Annotated in this window: 28 protein-coding genes and 1 tRNA gene; 21 read left to right on the top strand and 8 right to left on the bottom strand. The window is 71.4% G+C overall.

Translation table 11 applies throughout. The features are described from left to right. Positions 1-190: 190 nt before the first annotated feature. Positions 191-886 (top strand): sensor domain-containing protein, encoded by a 696-nt coding sequence (locus AB0J02_RS34955; protein ID WP_363197870.1) that lies wholly within the window; start codon positions 191-193, stop codon positions 884-886. On the opposite strand, the gene AB0J02_RS34950 is transcribed toward AB0J02_RS34955, so the two are convergent. The 3 genes from AB0J02_RS34950 to AB0J02_RS34940 form a co-directional block, all read right to left on the bottom strand. Further along, a complete protein-coding gene (locus AB0J02_RS34950; protein WP_363197869.1) occupies positions 869-2,773 on the bottom strand; it encodes an AMP-binding protein in 1,905 nt (634 codons plus the stop codon). The genes AB0J02_RS34955 and AB0J02_RS34950 overlap by 18 nt on opposite strands. 51 nt (positions 2,774-2,824) lie before the next feature. Next, on the bottom strand, positions 2,825-3,151 hold the full coding sequence (locus tag AB0J02_RS34945) for a cupin (RefSeq protein WP_363197868.1): 327 nt from the start codon (positions 3,149-3,151) through the stop codon (positions 2,825-2,827). A gap of 78 nt (positions 3,152-3,229) precedes the next feature. Continuing rightward, positions 3,230-4,144, bottom strand: a complete 915-nt coding sequence (locus tag AB0J02_RS34940; RefSeq protein ID WP_363197867.1) for a LysR family transcriptional regulator — start codon at positions 4,142-4,144, stop codon at positions 3,230-3,232. A gap of 180 nt (positions 4,145-4,324) precedes the next feature. Between AB0J02_RS34940 and AB0J02_RS34935 the strand changes: the two genes are divergently transcribed. Continuing rightward, a complete protein-coding gene (locus tag AB0J02_RS34935) occupies positions 4,325-5,086 on the top strand; it encodes a sulfite exporter TauE/SafE family protein (protein ID WP_363197866.1) in 762 nt (253 codons plus the stop codon). 45 nt (positions 5,087-5,131) lie between these two features. On the opposite strand, the gene AB0J02_RS34930 is transcribed toward AB0J02_RS34935, so the two are convergent. Beyond that, entirely contained in the window at positions 5,132-7,783 is a 2,652-nt protein-coding gene (locus AB0J02_RS34930; protein ID WP_363197865.1) for a GNAT family N-acetyltransferase, read from the bottom strand. Between the two features lie 106 nt (positions 7,784-7,889). Between AB0J02_RS34930 and AB0J02_RS34925 the strand changes: the two genes are divergently transcribed. The 5 genes from AB0J02_RS34925 (at position 7,890) to AB0J02_RS34905 (ending at position 10,458) form a co-directional block, all read left to right on the top strand. Next, complete coding sequence (locus AB0J02_RS34925; RefSeq protein WP_363197864.1) at positions 7,890-8,522, top strand: HhH-GPD-type base excision DNA repair protein; 633 nt, start codon at positions 7,890-7,892, stop codon at positions 8,520-8,522. A gap of 99 nt (positions 8,523-8,621) precedes the next feature. After that, positions 8,622-8,972: a hypothetical protein gene (locus AB0J02_RS34920; protein WP_363197863.1), complete on the top strand. Its 351-nt coding sequence runs from the start codon at positions 8,622-8,624 to the stop codon at positions 8,970-8,972. Between the two features lie 61 nt (positions 8,973-9,033). Next, a complete protein-coding gene (locus tag AB0J02_RS34915; RefSeq protein ID WP_363197862.1) occupies positions 9,034-9,177 on the top strand; it encodes a hypothetical protein in 144 nt (47 codons plus the stop codon). Between the two features lie 232 nt (positions 9,178-9,409). Further along, positions 9,410-9,706: a type II toxin-antitoxin system VapB family antitoxin gene (locus tag AB0J02_RS34910; protein ID WP_003955420.1), complete on the top strand. Its 297-nt coding sequence runs from the start codon at positions 9,410-9,412 to the stop codon at positions 9,704-9,706. 98 nt (positions 9,707-9,804) lie between these two features. Then, a complete protein-coding gene (locus tag AB0J02_RS34905) occupies positions 9,805-10,458 on the top strand; it encodes a LytR C-terminal domain-containing protein (RefSeq protein WP_363197861.1) in 654 nt (217 codons plus the stop codon). Positions 10,459-10,559: 101 nt separating this feature from the next. On the opposite strand, the gene upp is transcribed toward AB0J02_RS34905, so the two are convergent. Continuing rightward, the gene (gene upp, locus AB0J02_RS34900; RefSeq protein ID WP_356489810.1) at positions 10,560-11,195 is read right to left on the bottom strand and encodes a uracil phosphoribosyltransferase; all 636 of its coding nucleotides are present in this window, start codon (positions 11,193-11,195) and stop codon (positions 10,560-10,562) included. A gap of 134 nt (positions 11,196-11,329) precedes the next feature. Between upp and AB0J02_RS34895 the strand changes: the two genes are divergently transcribed. From AB0J02_RS34895 to AB0J02_RS34855, 9 genes are all read left to right on the top strand, one after another. Continuing rightward, on the top strand, positions 11,330-11,536 hold the full coding sequence (locus AB0J02_RS34895) for a hypothetical protein (RefSeq protein WP_363197860.1): 207 nt from the start codon (positions 11,330-11,332) through the stop codon (positions 11,534-11,536). A gap of 204 nt (positions 11,537-11,740) precedes the next feature. Beyond that, positions 11,741-12,298: a hypothetical protein gene (locus AB0J02_RS34890; RefSeq protein WP_363197859.1), complete on the top strand. Its 558-nt coding sequence runs from the start codon at positions 11,741-11,743 to the stop codon at positions 12,296-12,298. 90 nt (positions 12,299-12,388) lie between these two features. Next, complete coding sequence (gene tadA, locus AB0J02_RS34885; RefSeq protein ID WP_363197949.1) at positions 12,389-12,847, top strand: tRNA adenosine(34) deaminase TadA; 459 nt, start codon at positions 12,389-12,391, stop codon at positions 12,845-12,847. Positions 12,848-12,857: 10 nt separating this feature from the next. After that, positions 12,858-12,942, top strand: a tRNA-Ser gene (locus tag AB0J02_RS34880). Between the two features lie 368 nt (positions 12,943-13,310). Beyond that, on the top strand, positions 13,311-13,499 hold the full coding sequence (locus tag AB0J02_RS34875; RefSeq protein WP_363197858.1) for a hypothetical protein: 189 nt from the start codon (positions 13,311-13,313) through the stop codon (positions 13,497-13,499). Between the two features lie 36 nt (positions 13,500-13,535). After that, entirely contained in the window at positions 13,536-13,829 is a 294-nt protein-coding gene (locus tag AB0J02_RS34870; protein WP_363197857.1) for a Dabb family protein, read from the top strand. Positions 13,830-14,046: 217 nt separating this feature from the next. Further along, positions 14,047-14,865, top strand: coding sequence for an RNA polymerase sigma factor SigF (locus AB0J02_RS34865; RefSeq protein ID WP_363197856.1), 819 nt, complete (start codon positions 14,047-14,049; stop codon positions 14,863-14,865). Between the two features lie 246 nt (positions 14,866-15,111). Beyond that, positions 15,112-16,077 (top strand): RNA polymerase sigma factor SigF, encoded by a 966-nt coding sequence (locus tag AB0J02_RS34860; protein WP_363197855.1) that lies wholly within the window; start codon positions 15,112-15,114, stop codon positions 16,075-16,077. 60 nt (positions 16,078-16,137) lie between these two features. Further along, a complete protein-coding gene (locus tag AB0J02_RS34855) occupies positions 16,138-16,902 on the top strand; it encodes a hypothetical protein (protein ID WP_363197854.1) in 765 nt (254 codons plus the stop codon). A gap of 41 nt (positions 16,903-16,943) precedes the next feature. Here AB0J02_RS34855 and AB0J02_RS34850 read toward each other — a convergent pair whose 3' ends face one another. After that, positions 16,944-17,156, bottom strand: coding sequence for a hypothetical protein (locus AB0J02_RS34850; RefSeq protein WP_363197853.1), 213 nt, complete (start codon positions 17,154-17,156; stop codon positions 16,944-16,946). A gap of 194 nt (positions 17,157-17,350) precedes the next feature. On the opposite strand from AB0J02_RS34850, the gene AB0J02_RS34845 reads away from it, so the two are divergent. The 3 genes from AB0J02_RS34845 (at position 17,351) to AB0J02_RS34835 (ending at position 21,435) form a co-directional block, all read left to right on the top strand. After that, positions 17,351-17,857 carry a MarR family transcriptional regulator gene (locus AB0J02_RS34845; protein ID WP_363197852.1) on the top strand — a complete coding sequence of 169 codons (507 nt, stop codon included), beginning with the start codon at positions 17,351-17,353 and terminating at the stop codon, positions 17,855-17,857. Between the two features lie 19 nt (positions 17,858-17,876). Further along, the gene (locus AB0J02_RS34840; protein ID WP_363197851.1) at positions 17,877-20,402 is read left to right on the top strand and encodes an MFS transporter; all 2,526 of its coding nucleotides are present in this window, start codon (positions 17,877-17,879) and stop codon (positions 20,400-20,402) included. Between the two features lie 214 nt (positions 20,403-20,616). After that, positions 20,617-21,435: a YceI family protein gene (locus tag AB0J02_RS34835; protein WP_363197850.1), complete on the top strand. Its 819-nt coding sequence runs from the start codon at positions 20,617-20,619 to the stop codon at positions 21,433-21,435. 15 nt (positions 21,436-21,450) lie between these two features. Here the strand turns inward: AB0J02_RS34835 and AB0J02_RS34830 are convergent, their stop codons facing one another. Both AB0J02_RS34830 and AB0J02_RS34825 read right to left on the bottom strand, forming a co-directional pair. After that, on the bottom strand, positions 21,451-22,221 hold the full coding sequence (locus AB0J02_RS34830) for a GAF and ANTAR domain-containing protein (protein ID WP_363197849.1): 771 nt from the start codon (positions 22,219-22,221) through the stop codon (positions 21,451-21,453). A gap of 28 nt (positions 22,222-22,249) precedes the next feature. Further along, positions 22,250-22,942, bottom strand: coding sequence for an ANTAR domain-containing protein (locus tag AB0J02_RS34825; RefSeq protein WP_363197848.1), 693 nt, complete (start codon positions 22,940-22,942; stop codon positions 22,250-22,252). 258 nt (positions 22,943-23,200) lie between these two features. Between AB0J02_RS34825 and AB0J02_RS34820 the strand changes: the two genes are divergently transcribed. Both AB0J02_RS34820 and AB0J02_RS34815 read left to right on the top strand, forming a co-directional pair. Then, positions 23,201-23,566 (top strand): STAS domain-containing protein, encoded by a 366-nt coding sequence (locus AB0J02_RS34820; RefSeq protein ID WP_363197847.1) that lies wholly within the window; start codon positions 23,201-23,203, stop codon positions 23,564-23,566. 37 nt (positions 23,567-23,603) lie between these two features. Beyond that, positions 23,604-24,074 (top strand): PPOX class F420-dependent oxidoreductase, encoded by a 471-nt coding sequence (locus AB0J02_RS34815; RefSeq protein ID WP_363197846.1) that lies wholly within the window; start codon positions 23,604-23,606, stop codon positions 24,072-24,074. Positions 24,075-24,231 lie beyond the last annotated feature (157 nt).

The raw sequence follows: 24,231 nt of genomic DNA, 5'->3' as shown, positions 1-24,231 counted from the left end.
CTGCCGGACGCGCTTACGTCTACCGGAGGCGCTCGAACCTGCCGGACGTGCTTGCGTCTGCCGGACGGGCTGGGGTTGCCGGGCGGGCTTGATTTGACGGGATCGACAACGCAGGGCGGGGGTTAACCCCACCCCCAAGACACCAAGTCCCCCCATGTCCCCGGCGCCGTGCGGCCGCGAGGCTGGGTTCATGACCTCGACGAGTTCGACGACGCTCCCCTACGCGGGCACCCACCGCGAAATCCGCCGCACCGCCCCGCCCGCCACCGCCTTCTGGCGCGGGCCCTTCGACCGTTCCACCTACCGCGAGATCGGGCACACGATCACTTCTCTGCCCGTGGCGATCGCCGGGTTCGTCTTCGCCGTGACGATGTTCGCCGTGGGCACGAGCACGCTCGTCCTCTGGATCGGGCTTCCGGTGCTCGCGGGCATGCTGGCCGGCTCCCGCGCGCTCGGCGCCGCCGAACGCGGCCGGGCCCGCGCCCTCCTCGGCCTGGACGTGCCCGCCCCCGAGGCCCCGGCGCCCGGGCTGCGCGGTCGGCTCAAGGACGCCGCCGGCTGGAAGGCGCTGTTGTTCCACACGGTGATGTTCCCGTGGCGGGTGCTGTCCTTCGTCGTGTCGGTCACGTTCCTGCTCACGGGGTGGGCGGTGGCGCTCTTCCCGGCGTACTCCTGGGTGTTCCACCGGTACCTGGACTGGCCCGGCTACCGCGTCTACGACTTCACGACCGACGCGGGCGTGCACCACGCGTACTACATCGAGTCGCCCGCCCAGATCGCCGCGGTCTCCGCGATCGGGTTGGTCCTCGTCTTCCTCACCCCGAAGCTGGTGCGCGGCCTGACGAACCTCGACCGCGCCGCGATCCGCTCACTGCTCTCCAAGTGAGCGCGGCTCAGGTGACCGTGTGAGCACCGGCCGCAACGCGTCCAGCACACGCGCGTCGTCGACGGTCGACGGCACCGGTTCGTCGAGCCCGTCGGCGATGCCGCGCATGGTGCGGCGCAGGATCTTCCCCGACCGGGTCTTCGGCAGCGCGGCGACCACGGCGACGTCCCTGAGCGAGGCGACGGCTCCGATCCGGTCCCGTACGAGGCGGACGAGCTCGGCTTCGACGACGCCCGGTTCCGTTCCGACGCCCGCCTTCAACACGACGTAGCCGCGCGGCACTTGACCCTTGAGCGGGTCCGCCACGCCGATGACGGCGCATTCGGCGACAGCGGGGTGGGCGGCGAGGACCTCCTCCATGCTGCCGGTGGAGAGGCGGTGTCCCGCGACGTTGATGACGTCGTCGGTCCGCCCCATCACGTAGACATAGCCGTCGTCGTCGATGTGCCCGCCGTCGCCGGTCAGATAGAACCCGTCGTAGGCGGACAGGTAGGAGGCGACGAACCGCTCGTCGTCGTTCCAGAGGGTGGGCAGCGCCCCGGGCGGCATGGGCAGCTTCACCACGATCGCGCCGTCCTCCCCGGCGGCCGCCGGCTTTCCGCCCGCGTCGAGGACGCGTACGTCCCAGCCGGGCAGCGGGAAGGTGGGAGAACCCGGTTTCGTGGGCGCGGCCTCGATCCCCATCGGATTGGCGACGATCGGCCACCCCGTCTCGGTCTGCCACCAGTGGTCGACGACGGGGATCCGCAGCAGGTCGCTCGCCCAGTGGTACGTCTCCGGGTCGAGCCGCTCCCCGGCGAGGAAGAGGTACGCGAGGCCGCTCAGGTCATGGTGCCGGGCCAACTCCCCTTGCGGGTCGGCCTTCTTGATCGCGCGGAACGCGGTCGGCGCCGTGAACAGCGCCTTCACCCCGTACTCGGCGGCCACCCGCCAGAACTGCCCCGCGTCCGGCGTCCCCACCGGCTTCCCCTCGTACAGGACGGTCGTGGCGCCGGCCAGGAGCGGCCCGTACACGATGTACGAGTGGCCGACGACCCAGCCCACGTCGGACGCGGTGAACATCACCTCGCCGGGCCCGACGTCGTACACCGCCTCCATGGTCCAGCGCAGCGCGACGGCGTACCCGCCGCAGTCGCGCACAACTCCCTTGGGCTTTCCGGTGGTTCCCGACGTATAGAGGATGTAGAGCGGATCGGTGGCGGCCACGGGAACGGGCGCCGCCGGACTCGCCGCCCGCACCGCCTCCACCCAGTCCAGATCCCGCTCCCCCAACTCGGCCCGTGCCTCGGGCCGTTGCAGGATCACGCACGCGTCGGGCTTGTGCCCGGCCAGCTCGACAGCCCGGTCGAGCAACGGCTTGTACGGGACCACCCGCGCGCCCTCGATCCCGCAGGACGCCGAGACGACGACCTTCGGCGTCGCGTCGTCGATCCGCACCGCCAGCTCGGGCGCCGCGAACCCGCCGAACACCACGGAGTGCACCGCCCCGATCCGCGCACAGGCCAGCATCGCGACGACGGCCTCCGGCACCATCGGCATATAGACGACGACCCGGTCCCCGCGCCCCACCCCGAGCCCGACGAGCACCCCGGCGAAAGCGGCGACGTCCTCCGTCAACTCCGCATAGGTGTACGTCCGTTGCGTACCGGTGACGGGCGAGTCGTACACCAGCGCCGCCTGCGCCCCGCGCCCCGCCGCCACGTGCCGGTCGAGCGCGTTGTGGCACACGTTCAGCTGACCGTCCGGAAACCACCGGTAGAACGGCGCCCGCGACGCGTCGAGAGCCCGCGTGGGAGCCACATCCCAGTCGACCCCACCGGCGACCCCGAGCCAGAACCCCTCGGGGTCCTCGGTACTCGCCCGGAAGACTTCCTCGTACGACGCCATCGGCCCGCACTCCCTTCACGCAGTACCCGGAGAGACGGGAACACGATCCGGTCAGGCCGTGACCGCCGTCAACAGGACCACCGCGTCCGTCAGCGCCACGAGCCCGTGGCGTTCCGGCGGGATCGCGTGGAGTTCGCCCTGGGTGAGGGTGATGTCGCCGGAGACCGCGGTCAGGCGGACGCGGCCGCGCAGGATGAGGAGGGTGGCGGACGGCGGGGCGTTGTGTTCCTCCAGGGCGCTGCCCTCGGTCAGCGCGATGACGCTCTGGCGCAGGGGGTCCTCGCGGACGAGGAGTTCGGCGCTGCGGCCGTGTGCGGAGCGGTGGGCGGCGGCCAGGTGGTCGTCGGCCAGGACGGTGAGGTCGTACGTGGTGGTCATGGACTCAGCGTGGCCCGGGTGGCCGCCGGGCGCGACGCGGCGTTCAGCCGATCGGTTCACCGGCGCCGGGGGACCGGTTCAGGGGGCTCGGCGGCCCGGGCAGCTGCGGCCCACGGTGTCCGCGAAGGCCCTGGCCGGCGGGGACAGGGCGGACCAGCGGCGGACCGCCCAGCCGACCTGGAGCGGGGGCAGGCAGGGGACCGGGAGGAGCGTGAGGCCGGGGTGCCCGGGGTGACGCAGGCCCGGCAGGTCGGGGACGACGGCGTGGCCGAGGCCCAGTTCGGCCAGGTGTACGGCGGTGTCCCAGTCGGCGATGCCGGTGCCGGCGGCGGGGCCGTTCGCGAGGCCGAGTTCGGCGAAGCTGTCGTCGAGGTGGGCGCGGGACGTGGAATGCTCGGGCGGGAGGATCAGCTGGGCCGATGCCGATGCCTTCAGGTCGGCGGGTTCGGCGAAGGGCTTCGCGGCCAGGGCGTCGTCCTCGCGTACTGCCAGGACCCAGGGGAGTTCGACCACGGGCCGCAGTTCTATGCCGCGCTCGGGCGCCCCCATCGTGATCCACGCCAGGTCGAGGTCGTGCGCGGCCAGCGCCTCGAAGCAGCCGCGGCTTGAGCTGACGGTCTGGAATTCGAGGCTGACCTGGGGATGCGTCCGGCGGAACTCGACGATCGCCGCCGCCATGAAGTGGCGCACGGACGTGGCGCCCGTCGTCACCCGCACCGAGCCGCTCTCGCCGCGCGCCAGGTCGCCGAGGCGGCGCACCGCGTGGTCGAGGGCGCCGATGCCGTCGGCCGCCGCGGCGCGCAGAATGCGGCCGGCGGGGGTGGGGACGACGCCGCGCGCGTGCCGTTCCAGCAGGCCGATGCCGACTTCCTTCTCCAGCCGTTTGACGTGCTGGCTGACCGCGGACTGCGTGCAGGACAGTTCGCGTGCGACGGCGCTGAGGCTGCCGGCGCGGCAGACGGCGACGAAGACGCGGAGGTCGTCGAGGGTCACCCAACCCAAGCTACAGCTTGGGTATGTGCAAGAGAACCCGAGGATTGACTTGGGTACGGGGCGGGAGCACGATCATCAGCGGGACGGCCCAGGGCGGCAACCCGTCACGGAGGTCGCGAACTCCTGGCGGGTGCCGACCCGTTGAGGCCCGCCCCTTCATCCCGGCACGGAGGGCGCCTCGTGGACGTAGTGGAAGCGGTGGCGATCGGCGCCGCCGGGATCGCCGCGGGCGGGATGAACGCGGTGGTCGGTTCGGGCACCCTGATCACGTTCCCGACGCTGCTCGCCTTCGGCTACCCGCCGGTCCTCGCGAACGTCTCCAACAACGTCGGCCTGGTGCCGGGCGTGCTCAGCGCCGCGTACGGCTACCGGCGCGAACTGCGCGGCCAGCGCCGCCGGTTGATCCGTTTCGGCGCCGCCTCCCTGCTCGGCGGCTTCGTCGGCGCCGTACTCCTGCTGCGGCTGCCGGACGCCGCGTTCCGCGCCATCGTGCCCGTCCTGATCCTGACCGCCTGCGTGCTGGTCCTGCTCCAGCCGCGCCTGAACCGCTGGACGAGGAACCGGCGGGGCGCCGGCTCGCGCACCGACGGCGGCGCCCCCATGTGGCTCGGCGTCCTCGGCACCGGCGTCTACGGCGGCTACTTCGGCGCGGCCCAGGGCGTGCTGCTGATGGGCATGTTCGGTGCGGTGCTCCGCGACGACCTGCAGCGTCTGAACGCCGCCAAGAACGTCCTCGCGTCGCTGGTCAACGGGGTCGCCGCCGTCGTCTTCATCGCCGTCGCCGACGTCGACTGGACGGTGGCGGCGCTGATCGCGGCGGGCTCCACGGCCGGCGGGCTGATCGGCGCCCGGGTCGGCCGACGGCTGCCGCCGGCCGCGATGCGGGGCGTCATCTTCACGGTCGGCGTCACGGCGTCGGTCCTGCTGATCGTCCGCTCGTGAGGCCCCTCCCGGGCGTCCACCACCGGCTTGCGCCACCGGCTTGCGCTACCGGCTGTAGAACGCGAGTTGCGCGCGCTTCTCCGCCAGATACACGTCGGGCAGGTCGATCTCCGGGAGCAGGATCTCGTCGGCGAGTTCGAACCCGCCGCGGTGGAACAGCGCGATCGCCTTGTCATTGCGGGCGTCCGGCTCGACGACAAGCCGCTTCCTGCCCAGGCCGTCGATGCCGTACGAGACGAGCAGGCCCACCAGCGCTTCGGTGAACCCGTGCACGGCGCCTCCGGGTCCGGCGGGGCCGATCAGCAGGTGGACGCCGAGGTCCCCGTCCCGCACCTCGTAGCACTCGCTGACCCGGTCGGCCTCGGGCTCGTACGTCTGGAAGAGCGCTACGGGAGTGCCGTCGAGGCGGACGAGGTACGCGTGATGCGTGTCGAGGGAGTCCATGTGCGCGTAGATGCCGCGTACGTCGTCCCGGCCGAGGCCCGTCATCCCCCAGAACCGGGCACGCTCCTCGCTCACCCACCCGTGCAGTACGTCGATGTCGGCGCCCGCGGGGTCGAGCCGCGCGAGCCGGAAGGTCCCGAACCCGTCGACGCTCTGCTCGTACTCGGCGAACTCGGCGGACGTCGCTTCGAGCGTCCCTTGGGGCGTCGCTTCGGTCACGTGGATCTCCTGGATGAGAAGGTCGAAGTCGGTGGTCACCGGGGCGAGTTCACCGCGCAGCCACAGCGGCAGCTGATCCCGGTGGTGCGCGGAACCCGGCACCCCGGACGCGCCGAGCGGCACGACCCAGCGGCTGTCCTCGCGCCGGGCGAGGTCCCACACATAGCGGGCGGCGGGCCCCCGCACGCTGAGGTCGGTCAGCCCCGGCACGCTCGACGTGGACAGCACGCAGTCATGATCGCCGTCGAGGGCCGGCCAGACGGTGCCGGGGTCCGGGAGCGCCTGCCAGGGGGCGAGCCGGTGCAGTTCGCCCCAGGTGACGTCGGGGTCGCCGGCGGCCTCCTCGACCGCCTCGCGGACGATGGCGAGCCGCTCCTCGTCCGGCAGCCGCTCGCTGGTCAGCAGGTTCTCCAGGCCGAACGCGATCCGCGGCACGAGCGCGAGCCACGGCCGGAACACCTCCGGGTAGGCGGGGGCGAGGTGCGCCAGCGGAGCGAACAGTTCGTGCCGGGCCAGCAGCCGTACGACCCGGGACCGCACCCGCGCGTACGCGGCCGCCCGCACACTGCCCGCCACCATGCGCCGGTCCCAGTTCAGCAGGCGCTCCCGCAGCCCGGCCGCCTCCGGGGACAACCCGTCGAGCCGTTCGACGAGCGCCAACAGGGGCCTGGCCGAGGCGAGTTCGGTGTCGGTGTGGACGACGCCCATGTCCTCGGCGCGCCACGTCTCCCGCTCCCCGAGCAGCTCGCGGATGCGGCGCGCCCGGTGCGGCGGCGCGAACTCGGTTCCGAGTGGACCGGCGAGGGACCGCTCGTTGGCCATGACGGCGATCCCGTCCACGTCGGCGCGCGGCATGGGCTCGTGCGTGCCGCGCCACGCGTACCGCTCCTCCCAGGCGGGCACCACGCGCAGCGTGTTCTCCGGGTCGCGCACGGGGACGGTGCCCGCGACCCGGTGCAGGAGGCCGCCCTCGGTGTCGGCGGCGAGCACGACGTTGACCGGCTCGGCCCAGCGGTCGAAGGCACGGTCGACGTCGGCGACGGTGCGGGCCCGCAGCAGCGCGGGCAGCGCGCCGAACCCCAGGTCGGCGTGGACGCGGGCGGGCTGCCGCAGGCTGATGCCCTCGCCCTCGTCGGGGCCGCCGATGACGACGACACCGCGCTCGGTCTCGATGACCTCGACGCCGTCCTGCACCTCTGCGTGGGCCGCCCGCCATCCGTCGGGCCCGAGGGCCTCCACGCCCCCGCCCTCCGCACGCCGCAACCGCTCCCGGTACAGGTCCTGGTAGTCGGCCATGGCGTTGGTGATGGCCCACGCGACCGAGCCCGCGTGGCCGAAGTGCCCGATGCCCGGCACCCCCGGCACGGCGAGCCCGACGACGTCGAACTCCGGGCAGGCGAGCCGTACTTGCTGATATACGCCCGGGTCCTCGATGAACCGGTGCGGGTCCCCTGCGATCAGCGCGCCGCCGCCCGCACCGCGCTGCCCGTCGACGAGCCAGCCGTTGCTGCCCGAGGTCGCGGGCCCGTCGGTGGCGAACAGCCCGACGGCATCCGCCCCGAGCCGCCGCACGACCTCGTCCCGCCACAACTTCGCCGGGAAACCGGCGAACAGCACATGCGTCGACAGCCACACCCCGAGCGGCGTCCACGGCTCCCAATGCCCCGGCGCCACCCCGACACGGGCGAACTCCGGCGCCTCGGGGACCGGCTGCCGGAGCCCGTGATTGACCCCGTCGGCGTACGCGCCCACCCACGCCCGGGTCTCCTCGTCCAGGGCCTCGTGGCAGCGGCGCGCGGTGTCCGCGAGCCGCGCCTGCCGCGCGAACCGGTCCCAGCCCAGCGCCTGCGCCCCGAGGAGCCCGGCCGACGTGCCGAGCGTCCGGTGCCGCTCGACCTCGATCTGCCAGGCACGGTCGACGGCGGTCACATATCCCTGCGCGTACGCGAGCGCCGAGGCGTCGCCCGCCCGCAGATGCGGCACTCCCCACGCGTCCCGGAAGACTTCGAAGTCCGCTACGCCACCGATGGTCACGCGTCCTCCACTTAGTCCACACAATTGATTAGGGGACCCTAACCCACAGGCGCATTCACACCCGGGCCCGGTAGCAGTCATTCCGCCACGGCACGATCATCGACGTATGGACGTCACCCTCCACCTCGCGCAGGAACCCGCCGCCGACGAACTGCTCGGGCGCAGTCCGCTCGCCGCGCTCGTGGGGATGCTGCTCGACCAGCAGGTGCCCATGGAGTGGGCGTTCGCCGGGCCGCGCACGATCGCCGACCGGCTCGGCGCCGACGACCTGGACGCGCACGAGATCGCCGCCCACGACCCCGAGGCCTTCGCCGCCCTGCTCTCCACGAAGCCTGCGGTGCACCGCTACCCCGGCTCGATGGCCAAGCGCGTCCAGCAGCTGTGCCAGTACCTGGTCGAGCGGTACGACGGTGACGCGAGCGCGGTGTGGGACGGGGCCGGCAGCGGCAGGGAACTCCTCGGGCGGCTGAACGACCTGCCCGGCTTCGGCAAGCAGAAGGCCCAGATCTTCCTCGCCCTGCTCGGCAAACAGCTCGGGGTGCGGCCCGAGGGCTGGCGCGAGGCCGCGGGCGCGTACGGCGAGCCGAAGGCGTACCGCTCCGTCGCCGACATCACCGGGCCGGAGTCCCTCACGAAGGTCCGCGCGCACAAGCAGGAGATGAAGGCGGCCGCCAAAGCAGCCAAAGCAGCCGGAGCAACCAAGGCAGCCCCGGCAGGCAGGACGGAAAAGGCCAGGTAGCCGTCTTTCGTCAACGCGCTGATCGTTCCGTAGCCCAAGAGGGCGGATCTGACGGCCCGGAGCGCACGTCAGGGGCGGGCCCGGGGGACAAGACGTCGTATGAGCGTCGCCACGTCCGCCGTGGGCCCGGGCCACCCCGCCCGAGCCCGGGCGGCCCGCGCGCTCGTACTGCTGCTCGCCCTGCTGGCCCTGCTGGTCGCACCGCCGGCCGCGGCCCCCGCGGAGGCTTCGGCCCCGCCCCCGGCCGCCGCGGCCTCGGGCGCCCCCGGCGAGCTCCACCAGGACGTCCCCGAGGCGGCCCTCCGCCTCCCGACGGGCCACGCCACGCGGCTGCCCACGGCCCCGCGACCGCGCCGCCGGCTCCCGGCGGCCCCGCCCGGCCCCGACACCACCGATCACCCCGCACGCCAGTCCCACCGCGCCCTGCGCACCGTCGTCCTGCGCTGCTGACGGCCTCCGGCCCCGGACCCGTCACGTACCGACGCACGACTTCGGAAGGACACCACCCCTCATGCCCAAGGACCCTTACGCGCTGTTGCGCGCCCTGCTGCGCGCGGAAGCGGCGCGTGACGCCCGAGCGGACAAGGCCGCCGGGCCTCCGGTGAAGAACCACCGGACACCTCCGGCCCCGCAGGACCACAGGAACGGTCGCTGAGGAGAGGGCGGGCCGGGGGCGCGCCGGTGCCCGTCAACGTGGCGCCTGCGTCCACCCGGACGAGCCCGTCCCGCTCGCCGACCCGCCCTCCATCGGCCCGCCGTCACTCATTTCCGGCCCCTGTCCCCGAAGTGGGGCACACTAATTCGCCCCACTTCGAGGCGGTATTTCACAGAGTCGTACTGCGTCTCCATGGCTGCGCCCGGAGAGCCTCGCCCGGTAGGCTTTCCGTGTGATCTTCAAGCGCATCGGAAACGGCCGGCCGTACCCCGACCACGGCCGGGAAAGCACCCGGCAGTGGGCGGATGTCGCGCCGCGCCCGGTCCGCCTCGATCAGCTGGTGACGACCAAGGGCCAGCTCGACCTCGAAACGCTGCTCGCCGAGGACTCCACGTTCTACGGCGACCTCTTCGCGCACGTCGTGAAGTGGCAGGGCGACCTGTACCTGGAGGACGGCCTGCACCGCGCCGTCCGCGCCGCGCTCCAGCAGCGCCAGGTGCTGCACGCCCGCGTGCTCGAACTGGGCTGACGCGGCCTCAGGTCCGCATTGGCCCTTTTGGGTTGGCCTGGGCGCCGGACCGTGATCATTTAATAGGCATCGCCGCCACGCGGCACTACGCTGCGCCCATGAGCATGCTCACTCCCCCCGGCATGGGCGGCAAGTACCGCATCACGGGGGACAAATACCCCCGGATGCGTCGCGGTCGCCCGCGCAGCAGGATCGTGCTCGCCGTCATCGCGTCCGTCGCCGCGATCGGCCTGATCGGCTGGGGATCGTTCCAGCTCGTCGACGTCTTCACGGGCGGCGACAAGGCCACGGCCGCGGGACCCGGCTCCTCCGACTGCAAGAAGCGCGCGAGCGCGTCACCGGCCGCCACGGGCCCCGCGAGCGCGAAGCTCCCCGCCCCCGGCCAGGTCAAGGTGAACGTCCTGAACGCCACGGCCCGAGGCGGCCTGGCCAAGGAGACCGCCGACGAGCTGAAGAAGCGCGGCTTCAAGATCGGCGACGTGGGCAACGCGACGAAGGCGTACGACAAGAAGGTCAAGGGCCCCGGGATACTCCTGGGCGCGAAGGCGGCGACCAGTGCGGCGATGCCGGTGCTCGGTACGCAGCTGAAGGACGCCGAGCAGAAGACGGACGGCCGCGCCGAGCCCGCCGAGGTCGACCTGATCATCGGCACCGGTTTCAAGGCCCTGACGGCCAAACCGGCCGCCGACAAGGCGCTGGCCGCCCTGACCCACCCGAAGCCGGCGCCCTCCGCATCGCCGACCTGCGCATAGACGTAGAGAAAAAAGCCGACGCGGAGAAAAAGCCGCGGTCGCGTCCGCTCACCTCTTGAGCGGACGCGACCGCGGCTTGTCCGTAGCTTCTGGCGGTGCTGCTATTCGGCGGCGCCGTACATCCGGTCGCCCGCGTCGCCGAGGCCCGGCACGATGTAGCCGTTCTCGTTGAGCCGCTCGTCGACCGAGGCGGTCACCACGGTCACCGGCGTCCCCGCCAGCTCCCGCTCCATGATCTCGACGCCCTCCGGCGCGGCGAGGAGCACCACGGCGGTGACATCGTCCGCGCCGCGCTTGATGAGCTCCTGGATCGCCGCGACGAGCGTGCCGCCCGTGGCGAGCATCGGGTCGAGGACGTAGACCTGGCGCCCGGAGAGATCGTCGGGCATACGCGTCGCGTACGTGGACGCCTGCAGCGTCTCCTCGTCGCGCACCATGCCGAGGAAGCCCACCTCGGCGGTCGGCAGCAGGCGGACCATGCCGTCCAGCATGCCGAGGCCCGCGCGCAGGATCGGCACCACGAGCGGCCGCGGGTACGACAGCTTCACGCCGGTCGTCCGCGACACGGGGGTGTCGATGTCGACCTGCTCGGTGCGCACGTCCCGCGTGGCCTCGTACGCGAGCAGGGTGACCAGCTCGTCGGCGAGCCGCCGGAAGGTCGGGGAGTCGGTGCGCCGGTCGCGCAGCGTGGTGAGTTTGTGCGCCACCAGAGGGTGGTCGACGACGTGGATCCGCATGGTCCCAACAGTATCCGGGGCCCGCGGCCCGGGCTCCCTCGCGCGGTGGCATCAAGGGCCGTGACGGGGGGAAAGTGGAGAGAGCTCGTCCGCGGCGAGGGACTGGGGCGAGGAACCGGGGTGGTGGTGAGGCGATGCCCGACCAGGAGCGCCGAGAACGGCCCGACAGGGGCCCGGAGCCGGGGCAGCCCATGGAGTCGGACGCCGAACGCAGGCGCCGCCGGGCCGTGTTCCTGCGCGAGCTGACCGAGGCGCGCGAGCTGCGGGCCCGCGTCCAGCCGCGCCGCGCGCGGGCCGCGCGGATGCGTCGGCAGATGCGGATGCGCACGTTTCGCTGGTGACACCCGGGTGACATACAGGTGACGCGCCTCACACAGGACACTCGCGTGGGCGACGCGACGCGAACACAGCGCGCGGAAGACCTCTCTTGGAGCCGCACTTTCTGCCACGATTCCCAGTGGGCGGGGCTTGAACTGCACTCCCCGCCTCCAAGACTCCGCCGGGGGGACCCCCGACCGGCACCTGAGACCAGTGGGAGAGTCACGGTGTACTTCGCCGCACTGCTCGCGCGCACCGAAGACGGGTGGGAAGCGAGCGACACAGAGCTCGACGACGTGGAGACCCTGTCGGACCTGTCCGACCTGGCCCGCGAGGCGTTGGCCGAGGCCGGCGCCGAGGACGACACGGTCCTCGTCTTCATCGAACAGGAGGACGCGTGGTTCGGCGTCGTCCGGGTGGACGGCGAGGAGGACCCTCGCATCTACATCTCGGACGCCGCAGCCGCCGCCCGCAGCAGCTACGGCGAGATCCTGCTCACCGACGAGCTGCTCGGCAAGGATCCGGACGCCGCCGATGATCTCGACGCCCTCGACCTGGACGGTACGGAGGACGGCGAATCGGCGGCGGCCGACGACGACGAGGAGGGAGAAGGGGGCGACGGCACGCCCGCCGAGATCGTGCCGGCCGGGCCGATCGGGGACACCGGGATCCTCGCCGACCTGGGCATCCCCGAGAAGGAACTGCTCGCCCTGGGCGGCGCGGACGCGCTGAGCGAGATCGCGGACGCGCTGGGCGCCGCGGAGGTGCTCGAGACGGTGCGCTGAGCGGGCAGGGATAGATTCCTGGCCGTGACACCCCCCGAACCCGACCCCGTACTCGAACCCGACCCCGTACGAGACCCCTGGAAGCCGTCCATGCGGCAGGCCCTGGCCGAGGCCGGGCTCGCCGCGGTGGACGGCGACGTGCCCGTCGGCGCCGTGCTCCTGGCGCCGGACGGGACGTCCGTGCTCGCGACCGCGCACAACGAGCGCGAGCTGACCGGCGACCCCACCGCGCACGCCGAGGTACTGGCGATCCGGCGGGCGGCGCAGGTGCTCGGGGAGTGGCGGCTGACCGGCTGCACGCTCGTCGTCACCCTGGAGCCGTGCACCATGTGCGCGGGCGCCGCCGTCCAGTCCCGCCTCGACCGCGTCGTCTACGGAGCCCGCGACGACAAGGCCGGCGCGGCCGGCTCCCTGTGGGACGTGATCCGCGACCGGCGCCTCAACCACCGGCCCGAGGTGATCTCCGGCGTGCTCGCCGAGGAGTGCGCGGAACCCCTCACCCGCTTCTTCAGAGATACGGATTTCAGACCACGGCCCACCTTGGGCTAGGATCTGTCTCGGTAGCGTGTCCGAGCGGCCGAAGGAGCTCGCCTCGAAAGCGAGTGTGGGGAAACTCACCGAGGGTTCAAATCCCTCCGCTACCGCAGGTGGACGAAGGGCCCGGTTCTGATGAACCGGGCCCTTCGTGCTGCTCCGTGCCAGGGGCCGGGGGAAGCGGCATCGGGGGGACAAGCCGCTTCCCCCGATGAGGACGGACTCCCGTAAGTGCGCGCCGCGTCAGGGGGAAGCGAGCGGCGCGAACCCCGCAGTCGGGGGCCGTCCTGCCCTTCGGATTCCTGCCGGATCCTCCGGGCTCACCACCCATCCTGCGCCACTTCTTCACAGCTCGCGGACGGCAAAGGACCTGCGCGCACGGGCCGTTGGTCCTTAAAGGTCAGATGAACGGACAGCCGAGTAGACTCGCGCCCGGCAACAGGGGCCACAAGGGGAACAGAGTGGCGCAGGCGCGGGCATGGGGAGGCCGAACATAGTGCAGCCGAAGAAAATTGGTCTGTTCGTCGTGGTCGTCTTCGTGCTGTATGTGGTCATCACCGACCCTGCCAAGGCAGCCGACTATGTCCAGATAGGGTTCGAAGGAGTCTCGTCCGCCGCGCAGTCCGTGGGCGACTTCATGACCTGGGTCGCCAACGGCGGCAAGTAGTCCCTGGCCCCGAGCCCTCTGAGGGAGAGCACAGCCGTGATCCGCCATCTGGTCCTCTTCAAGCTCAACGACGGTGTGAGCCGTACCGAACCGCGCGTCGTCGAGGGCGTCGAGGCGTTCCGCGCGCTGGGCGCCCGGATCCCCGAGCTGACGTTCTGGGAGTGCGACTGGAACATCACCGACCGCCCCATCGCGTACGACTTCGCGATCAACTCGGCGGTCGAGGACACCGACGCCCTGAAGCGGTACATCGAACACCCCGCGCACCAGGCGGGCGTGGCGCTGTGGCGGGAGTTCGCCACGTGGGTCATCGCCGACTACGAGTTCTGAGCCGGCCGCCGGAACCGTAGGACCGCCACCAGCCGTAGGACCGCCACCAGCCGTACGACCAAACGGCCCCTCACCGGAACAGTGAGGGGCTTTTTCATGCCCTTGTACCCAACTGTCCCAACTTGCCCTTCAACACGTAGTTATACGGTGCTTGCACACAGTGCACATGTCTTGTGATGCTATGACCGCTTTTGACCGATGAGTTGACGGAAACGAGGTGGGGTTGACCGTGCCGGCCAGTACTGCGCCTCAGGCACCGCCCGCGAAGAGCACTCGCGGTGCCGACACCCGGGCCCTCACACAGGTCCTCTTCGCCCAGCTGAAGGACCTCGTCCCGGGCAGCCCCGAGCACTCCCGGGTGCGCGGCGCGCTGATCGAGGCGAACCTGCCGCTCGTGCGGTACGCGGCGGCCCGCTTCCGCAGCCGCAACGAGCCCATGGAGGACGTCGTCCAGGTCGGAACCATCGGGCTCATCAACGCCATCGACCGGTTCGACCCGGACCGCGGGGTGCAGTTCCCGACCTTCGCCATGCCGACCGTCGTGGGCGAGATCAAGCGGTACTTCCGCGACAACGTGCGGACCGTGCACGTGCCGCGCCGGCTGCACGAGCTGTGGGTGCAGGTGAACGCCGCGAGCGAGGACCTGACCACCGCCTTCGGGCGCTCCCCCACGACCGCCGAGATCGCCGAGCGGCTGCGCATCGGCGAGGACGAGGTGCTCGCCTGCATCGAGGCCGGGCGCTCGTACCACGCGACATCCCTGGAGGCCGCGCAGGAGGGCGACGGAATGCCCGGCCTGCTCGACCGGCTCGGCTTCGAGGATCCCGAACTGGACGGTGTGGAGCACCGCGATCTCGTCCGGCACCTCCTGGTCCAGCTGCCCGAGCGGGAGCAGCGGATCCTGCTGCTGCGCTACTACAGCAACTTGACGCAGTCTCAGATCAGTGCCGAACTGGGTGTCTCCCAGATGCACGTGTCAAGACTCCTCGCCCGCAGCTTCGCCCGACTTCGATCCGCAAACAGGATCGAAGCGTAGCTGGAACGGGTAGACCGACTCCGCGGGGATTTACCGGCAGAATCCCTGTCCACTTTGGCCACACCCCCTGCATCCTGCGGTGATTCGCCCCTTCCATGTCGACATGTCACTACAGCGCGTTGCCGACATGTGACATTCTGCTGGAAGAGCGTTTGGCGCAGCCCCACGTCCGGTATTCAGGTGGAGGTTGCGCTTCTAAATGACGGGAGCGCCCACCGCGACCGTCCGCGACCTCAAGGGGGTGGCATGTCCGCAGACCAGGGCAGCTCGAAGGTGCTCACGCTCACGCCCGGCGCGTCCGATGGCGCACACGCGTCCACGACCGCCGTGCTGATCGACCCGCCTGTTCCGGCCTCCGTTCCGGCGCAGCCGCCGGGGACCCCCGAGGCGGCCGCGCTCCCGGCACCGCCCGTGCCGGCCGCGCCGCCGGTGTCGACCGTGTCGTCCGGGGCCATCGACACCCGCACCCTGTCCCGCTCCTTGTTCCTGCGCCTCGCCGCGCTCGACGAGCACAGCCCCGAGCGGCCCTATGTCCGCGACACCCTCATCGAGTTGAACCTGCCGCTCGTGCGGTACGCGGCCGCGCGCTTCCGCAGCCGGAACGAGCCGATGGAGGACATCGTCCAGGTCGGCACGATCGGGCTGATCAAGGCGATCGACCGGTTCGACTGCGAGCGCGGCGTCGAGTTCCCGACGTTCGCGATGCCCACGGTGGTGGGCGAGATCAAACGGTTCTTCCGGGACACGTCCTGGTCGGTGCGGGTGCCGCGGCGCCTGCAGGAGCTGCGGCTCGCCCTGACCAAGGCCTCCGACGAGCTCGCGCAGAAGCTGGACCGTTCGCCCACCGTCCCCGAACTCGCCGTGGTGCTGGGCGTTTCGGAGGAGGACGTGGTCGACGGCCTCGCGGTGGGGAACGCGTACACCGCGTCCTCGCTGGACTCCCCGGCCCCCGAGGACGACGGCGGCGAGGGCTCGCTCGCGGACCGGCTCGGCTACGAGGACACGGCGCTCGAAGGCGTCGAGTACCGGGAGTCGCTCAAGCCGCTGCTGGCCAAACTGCCGCCGCGCGAGCGCCGGATCATCATGCTCCGATTCTTCGCGAACATGACGCAGTCGCAGATCGGCGAGGAGGTCGGCATCTCGCAGATGCACGTCTCCCGGCTGCTGACCCGGACGCTGGCACAGCTGCGCGAGGGCCTGATCGCGGACTGACGCACACGGGTTCCTAATTGACGGTCCGTCAGACACACTGGCGCGATGGTACGGACGTGGGTGCGAGAGCGTCGTGGGGCGGTCGTAGGGACCGCCTCCGTCGCCGTGGTCTGTCTCTGCGCGGGCGCCGTCGTCGCTTTCGGCGGGAGCGACGGGCCGGCCGGGTACGTCGCCGTGGGAGCCGCCGGCGGATCGCCCGGCGAGCGCGGGCCGAGCGTCGCACCCACCGGAAAGGTGCGGCTCGTGCCGCTGGACCCGGCCGGGCCGGAGTCGTCCTCCCGACAGCCGCCCGTAGGCTCCGCGTCACCGGGTGCGAAGGGGTCGGCGTCCGCCGCGGGAGGTGCACCAGGGCCTGGAGCGTCCGGCGGCGGACCATCACCCGGGGACACCCGTACGGAGAGCCGCACCGGCACCAAACCCGGAACCGGCAGCGATACCGGGAGCGACGCGGGGAACAACTCGCCCACCACTCCCGGAAGTTCGGCGCCCGGCAGCAGCTCGGCGCCCGCCCCAGCGGAGCCCGCCGCCCTCAAGGTGGGCGAGCCCGTCCTCAAGGACACCGACAGGCGCTGGTGCCAGGACGTGACACTGGTGTTGCGCAACTCCGGTGGCAGCGCGGTGCGTTCGGGGACGGTGACGTTCGGGACGCACATCATCGGAGCGCTCGGGATCGACTGGGCGACCGTCGAGTCCACCGAGAAGCTCCCCGTGCCCCTCGGGGCCGGGGAGGAGAAGAAGAAGACCTGGACCGTGTGCGTCGAGTCCTGGCGCGTCCCGCTCGGGATGCACGTCGAGACCCGTGACGTCTCCGTCGACTGGACGTAGCGGCCGCGGCGGCGAACGCCGCGGCTACAGCCGCGTACGCGCTACTTGAGCGCCAGCCACGCCACCGCCGCGATCACGACGACCGCGACCACGATGCCGATGATCACCCCGGCGCCGGGGCCGGACTTCACCGGAGCCGCCTGCGCGCGCGGAGTGGGAGTGCCGCCGTCGTCGACGAAGGCGCGGAACATCTGGGTGCTGCCCGCGGGGTCGTAGTTGCCTTCGGAGTTCGGGCCCTGGGGGTTGTTAGCCATGGGGCAGGACCCTAGCGAATCGGCGCGATGGGCGCCACAGTCCGCCCACAGGTCACTTGAGCTGCAATTTTACCCAGCCACACCCTGGCTTTGCCGTGATTTTAGGGTTGAACGCCCCTTTTAGTTTGCCTGCGGCAACCAACTGCTTCTATGGTTGCCCTAAGCAACGAATAAGATTCTTGTCAGGAGGTGCTGTGGCCGCACAGCGTCATTACGACGAGCTGGCCCGTCAGCTCAGTGCCTTCGGCGCCGTCAAAAGGGATATGGCACGCATCCTGCCCCCCGACTGCCCGGCCGGCTCGGCCGCCGTCCTCACGCTTCTCAAGCGCTACGGCGACATGCGGATGAGCAGGCTGGCCGAGCTTCTCGCGGTCGACATGTCCGTGGCGAGCCGCCACGTGGCCCACACCGCCGACCGCGGCTGGATCGAGCGACGCCCTGACCCCGCCGACAAGCGTTCGCGCATTCTCACCCTCACCGCCGAGGGGCACGAGCGGATGGAAGACCTCAACGTCCGGACGACCGAGCTGCTCGCCGAACGGCTGAGCGACTGGTCCGACGACGAGGTCAACCAGTTGATCGCCCTCATGACGCGGCTGCGCGACAGCTTCGGGGACTGCCGGACGACGGCGTCCCGTGCACCGTTCGCCGTCGCCGCGCAGACCCCGGCGTCAGCACAGACCACCCGTACACCCGCGTAACCGTAAGAAAAGGAATCCCATGGCAACATCCACACCGTCCGGTGTGCGGGGCAGCCATGCCGCCAAGCACGGAGGCGCCGCCCCCGACGCCGGCGCTCCGATGACGCACCGGCAGATCATGGAGGCGCTGTCCGGGCTGCTGCTCGGCATGTTCGTCGCGATCCTGTCGTCGACGATCGTCACCAACGCCCTGCCCGAGATCGTCGGCGACCTCGGCGGCGGCCAGTCCGCCTACACCTGGGTCGTCACCGCCTCGCTGCTCGCGATGACCGCGACCACGCCCCTGTGGGGCAAGCTCGCCGACATCTTCAGCAAGAAGGCGCTCGTCCAGATAGCCCTGATCGTCTACGTGGGCGGCTCGGTCGTGGCGGGGCTCTCGCAGAGCCCCAGCATGCTGATCGCCTGCCGCGTGGTCCAGGGCATCGGCGTCGGCGGTCTGTCCGCCCTCGCCCAGATCGTCATGGCCGCGATGATCTCCCCGCGTGAGCGGGGCCGTTACTCCGGCTACCTCGGTGCGACCTTCGCCGTCGCCACCGTCGGCGGCCCGCTGCTCGGCGGTGTCATCACCGACACCTCGTGGCTGGGCTGGCGCTGGTGCTTCTACGTCGGCGTACCGTTCGCGATCATCGCGCTCATCGTCCTGCAGAAGACGCTGAAGCTCCCGACGGTCAAGCGCGACAACGTCAAGGTCGACTGGGCCGGTGCCTTCTTCATCACCGCCGCGGTCTGCACCCTGCTCCTGTGGGTGACCTTCGCCGACGACAAGTACAACTGGATGTCGTGGCAGACCGGCGCGATGGTGGGCGGCGCGGTCGTGCTCGCCCTGATCTTCCTCCTCGTGGAGGCCAAGGCCGCCGAGCCGATCATCCCGCTGCGGCTCTTCCGCAACCGCACCATCACGCTCGCCTCGATCGCCTCGCTCTTCGTGGGTGTCGCGATGTTCACGGGCACCGTGTTCTTCTCGCAGTACTTCCAGCTGGCGCGCGGCAAGTCGCCGACGATGTCCGGTGTCATGACGATCCCGATGATCGGCGGCCTGTTCATCTCGTCGACCGTCGCGGGCCAGGTCATCACCAAGACCGGCAAGTGGAAGGCGTGGCTGGTCTCCGGCGGCGTGCTCATCACGGCGGGCCTCGGCCTGCTCGGCACGATCCGCTACGACACCGTCTACTGGCACGTCGCGATCTACATGGCCCTCATGGGTCTCGGCATCGGCATGATGATGCAGAACCTCGTGCTCTGCACGCAGAACCAGGTCGCCCCGCAGGACATCGGCTCGGCCAGCTCCACGGTCACCTTCTTCCGCTCCCTCGGTGGCGCGATGGGTGTCTCGGCGCTCGGTTCGATCATGTCCACGCGGATCACGCACTACGTCACGGACGGCCTCGCCGACCTCGGTCCCAAGGGTGCCGCCCTGGGCCACGCCGGCACCGGCGGCGGCGCCATCCCGGACCTCGCCAAGCTCCCCGAGCCGCTGCGCACCATCATGGAGAGCTCGTACGGGCACGGCATCGCCGACGTCTTCCTGATCGCCGCGCCGATCGCGCTGCTCGCCCTCATCGCCACGCTGTTCATCAAGGAGGTTCCGCTGCGTACGTCGGGCGGCCTGGACCAGGCCAAGGAAGCCGAGGCGGCCGCTTCCGGCGCTCCCGCCACCCCTGTCACCGAGCCGCAGAAGGTGCCGAGCATGGTCGGCGCGGGTGAGCCCGCCGCCGACACCCGGACCCAGCGCATCGCCGCCGTCGCGTCCGTCGCCGGTGACACCCCGGCGCAGTCGCCCGGCAGCGGCGTCCCGGTCCGCGGCTTCGTCCGCGGCGCCGAGTCCGCCCCGGTCCCGCGCGCCGCGGTCACGCTGATCTCCCTCGGGGGACGGCAGCTGGGCCGCGCCGTGGCCCAGGGCGACGGCTCCTACGGGGTCGACGCCCCCGGCGCCGGCTCCTACGTCCTGATCGCCTCGGCCGACGGCTACCAGCCGCAGGCCTCCACGGTGATCGTCGGCGAGGAACCGGTCACGTACGACATCCTGCTCAGCGGCACGAGCGGCCTGAGCGGCCTCGTCCGGGCCGCGGAGACCAAGGCCCCGGTCATCGGCGCCATGGTCATCGTGACCGACGTGCGCGGTGACGTGCTCGCCACCGGGCTCTCCGGTCAGGAGGGCGAGTTCACCTTCGCCGAGCTGGTGCCCGGTCCGGTGACCGTCGCGGTGAACGCGGCCGGACACCGTCCGCTGGCGCTGCCCGTCGAGGTCGGCGGCACGGGTGTCACCCGCGTCGAGATCGACCTGAACTCCGGCTCCCAGGTGCAGGGCACCGTGCGCGCCGCGGGCCGTTCGCTGAACGACGCGCGGGTCACGCTGATCGACGCCGCGGGCAACGTCGTCGCGACGTCCACGACCGGTGAGGACGGCGCGTACGCCTTCACCGACCTGGACGGCGGCGAGTACACGGTCATCGCGACCGGATACCCGCCGGTGGCCACGCACCTGAGCGTGCAGGGCAGTGGCGTCGACGGCCACGACATCGAGCTCTCGCACCCCGGCGAGTAGGTCGCGCAGTCCCTTCAAGGCCCCGGACCGGGCGGCTCGCGCTTCGAGCGGAGACGTGAGCCTCCCGGGCCGGTTGTGGGAAATGGGCCCCGGACCCGGTGGCGTCGTTAACGGCAGGGGACGGCCGCAGACGTCACGGGCCGGGGCCCGTTCGCGTTCGGGGGTAACCCAATTCCCTTACGTGTGTGAGAACTTGAGCTAGGAGTTGTGACTGATGGGACTGAGTGCGCGGATCCGTACGCGGGACGGCTGGGCCCTGCCGCACGCCGTCGTCACGGTGACCGACATGACGGGCTCGCAGGTGCTGCGGGCCGAGGCCGACGACGAGGGGGCCGTGCACGACGCGACCACCCTCACCCCCGGGCCCTACACCGTGATCGTGACCGCCGTCGGGTACGCCCCCGCGGCCTCCACCGCGCTGGTCACGGCGACCGGCCGCGCCGAGGTGGGCTCCGTGGTGCTCGCCCGGCAGGGCGGCGCCGAACTGCCGCCGCCCGGACCGTGGACGGTCGACCCGGCGCACTCCGCCGTGGCGGCGACCGCGCAGCACCTGGGGATCACCAGCGTGCACGGCCGGTTCACCGACTTCACCGCCCGCGTCGACATCGCGCAGGACGTGGAGAAGTCCCGCGTCGAGGCCGTGATCAAGGCCGCGTCCATCGACACCGGCAACGGCATGCGCGACGGCCACCTGAAGTCGCCGGACTTCCTGGACGTCGAGACGCACCCCGAGATCACCTACAGGTCCACCGCTCTGAGCCCGGCGGGCCCGGACCGCTGGACGGTCCACGGTGAGCTCAGCCTGCACGGCGTCGTCCGCCAGGTCGACCTCGACCTGAGCTACCTGGGCACCGGCGCCGACCCGTGGGGCGGCACCCGCGCGGCGTTCAAGGCGACGGCCGAGCTGAAGCGCGAGGACTTCGCCATGAACTACAACCAGGTCGTGCAGGCCGGCATCGCGGCGATCGGCGCGACGCTGAAGGTGGAGCTGGACATCCAGGCGGTCCAGGGCGACGCCCTGCCGCAGGTCTAGCGGCCTTCCGAAGGATCAGCCGGGCAGGCGTTCGGTGAAGACCTCCTGGCGCGGCGGTGCGCCGCCGACCAGGGTCACCAGCCGGACGCACAGCTCCCGGAGTTTGACGTTCTCGTCCTGGGAGCGGCGGCGCAGCAGCCCGAGCGCGGTGTCCGCGGAGCACCGGCGCTGCGTCATCACGATGCCGATGGCCTGGTCGATGACGCTGCGCGAGAGCATCGCGGCGCGCAGGTCGGAGCCGATCTCGCGCTCGCGCTCGATCCGCAGCGCCACGGCCACCGCGCCTGAGGCCTGCGCGGCGAGCCGGCGGGCACTCTCGCGCCGGCCCTCGAAGGCGTGGCGCTCGCCGGCGTAGAAGTTGAGGGCGCCGTAGACGCCGTGGTCCAGGGTGAGCGGCAGGGCCAGCATGGAGCGCACGCCACGGTCCCGGGCCTCGGCGGGGAACGGCGCCCAGCGTTGCTCGGCCCCCATGTCGGGCGCGTGCTGCTCCTCGCACTCGCGGGCCGCCGTCACGCACGGCCCCGTGTCCGCCTCGTACTGGAGGTGGTCGAGCCAGCTCACCAGCCCCTCGCTGGCCGCGACGGTGCGCAGCCGGTGGGCACGGTGCAGGGTGACGCTGCACGCGCCGGGCCGCACCACGTTCGCGGCGCGCTCGGTGAGTTCCTGCAGAAATCCGTCGAGACCGTCGCTCTCGGCCAGCGCCCGGTAGAGCGCTCCCGTGTCCAGCGTCGTCCGCGGGTCGGGGCGGTCGCTGCGTCCGGCTGGGGTCTCGGCAGGACTGTTCATTCCCTACAGATGTCCCGCAAACGCGTGCTCACGCGTCGCGGGACGGCGCCGCGGCGTCCACATACCGCTGCGCCAGCTCCCTGAGCTTGATGTTCTGCTGCTGCGAGGCCCGTACGAGGTGGGTGAAAGCCTCGGCCGCGTCGACCCTCTCGCGCGCCATGAGCAGCCCGGTGGCCTGCCCGATGAGGTCCCGGGTGCGCATCGCCTCCGTGAGCTGTTCCTGCACGGTGGCGGAGTCGTGCGCGACGGAGACGTGCGCGGCGAGCAGCCGGCCGACGCGCAGGCTCGCCTCGTCGTGGCCGCCCGGCTTGCCGCCGTACAGCACGAGCGCCGTCAGCCGGTTCCGGTCGATGCGCAGCCTCAGCGCGAGCACGGAGCGCACGCCCAGCGCGGACAGGCCGGAACCCGCCCCGCTCCGGGCGGCGGTGTCCGCGAGTGCGGCGACGGGCTCCTCCCACAGCCGTTCCCAGAACGCGCGGTGGCCGGGCATCCCGGTGAGCGCCTGGGCGCTGCGTGCCACGTCGTCGCTCCAGGTCACCGAATCGGGTACGAGGTCGCGTCCGACGGTGACGATGCCGGCGTGGTCGACGCCCGGGACGAGGTGGACGGCGAGACGTGCGGCGGTACGGAGGGCGGCCTGGGGGCTGCCCTGCTCGTGCAACTGACGTGCGGCGACGGTAAGCGCCTCGGCCAGCCGAAAATCGGCAGCGGAGAACGGCACTTCGGGAAAACTTGGCGCAACCACCACGAACCTCTTCAGCGAGCATGCCCTTTTGGACATGCGCGGGGAGAGCTCCGCAGCACATTCCCGACTGCGAGCGCAGGACGTACAGAACTCTAGCCCTTTCCTTAACGCAACGTGGAGTTGGCAAGGAGGGCTGTGGTGGGACCCTCATCAGTGGTGCAATGGGAACGGGTCAGGAAGCGGCTCATCGTCCACCGACCGATCAACCAGCACCGGTCTGGCAGGTGAGCCACTGTGCCCACACCCGTCCATCTGGCACCCGTCGACATCGCCGACTGCACCCTCATCACGTTTCCGCGCGAGATCGACCTGAGCAACGCGCCGGTCCTGCTCGCCGAAGCGCTCGCCGTGGCGGACGAGCGGGGTGACCGGCGCCGCGAGTTCATCCTCGATCTGACCGGCACCGAGTTCCTCGACTCGCAGGGCGTACGGCTCCTCCTCGAACTGCGCCGCTATCTGTCGGTGCGCTACGACGCCCCCATGAGGATGGCGGTCCCCGAGGACGGCCCGGTACGGCGGGTACTGACCCTCACCCAGGCCCGGCGGGACGTGCCCATGCACGACAACCTCGTGGAGGCGCTGCAGGCCCGCGAGCTGTGAACGGCGCGCGGGTGGGGCGCGGCATAGGCTGGGCCGCATGGCTCCGAACATCGCGACCAACACCCGTGTGCCCCTCGACGAGTTGCTCGACTTCGTACGCCCCCGCCACCGCGCCCTCCTGATCACCGCCCGCGCGGACGGGTCCCCGCAGGCCTCACCGCTGACCTGCGGGGTCGACGACTCGGGGCGGATCGTCGTCTCCACCTACCCCGAGCGCGCCAAGACGCGCAACGCCAAGCGGAACGCGCGCGTGAGCGTGCTGGTCCTCAGCGACGAGTGGAACGGCCCCTGGGTCCAGGTCGACGGCACCGCCGAGGTCCTCGACTCCCCCGACTCGGTCGAGCCGCTGGTCGAGTACTTCCGGAACATCTCGGGCGAGCACCCGGACTGGGACGAATACCGGGAGGCCATGCTCAAGCAGGGCAAGTCGATCATCCGCGTGACGCCCGACAAGTGGAGCCCGATCGCCACCGGCGGATTCCCGGCCCACCTCGCCGAGCAGGACTGACGTCAGGACTTCGGGCCCCCGCCCATACGCCGGGCGGAGTCCGGCACAGCGTCACGAAGCCTGCGCAGCAGCGCGAGCGACGCAAAAGAAAGGGGCCCGCGAGGCCATGCTCAAGCAGGGCAAGTCGATCATCCGCGTGACGCCCGACAAGTGGAGC

Source organism: Streptomyces sp. NPDC050264 (genome assembly GCF_040655895.1).
Classification (GTDB): domain Bacteria; phylum Actinomycetota; class Actinomycetes; order Streptomycetales; family Streptomycetaceae; genus Streptomyces.
The sequence above is the reverse complement of the archived record's forward strand: the minus strand, read 5'-3'. Positions and strand labels throughout refer to the sequence as shown.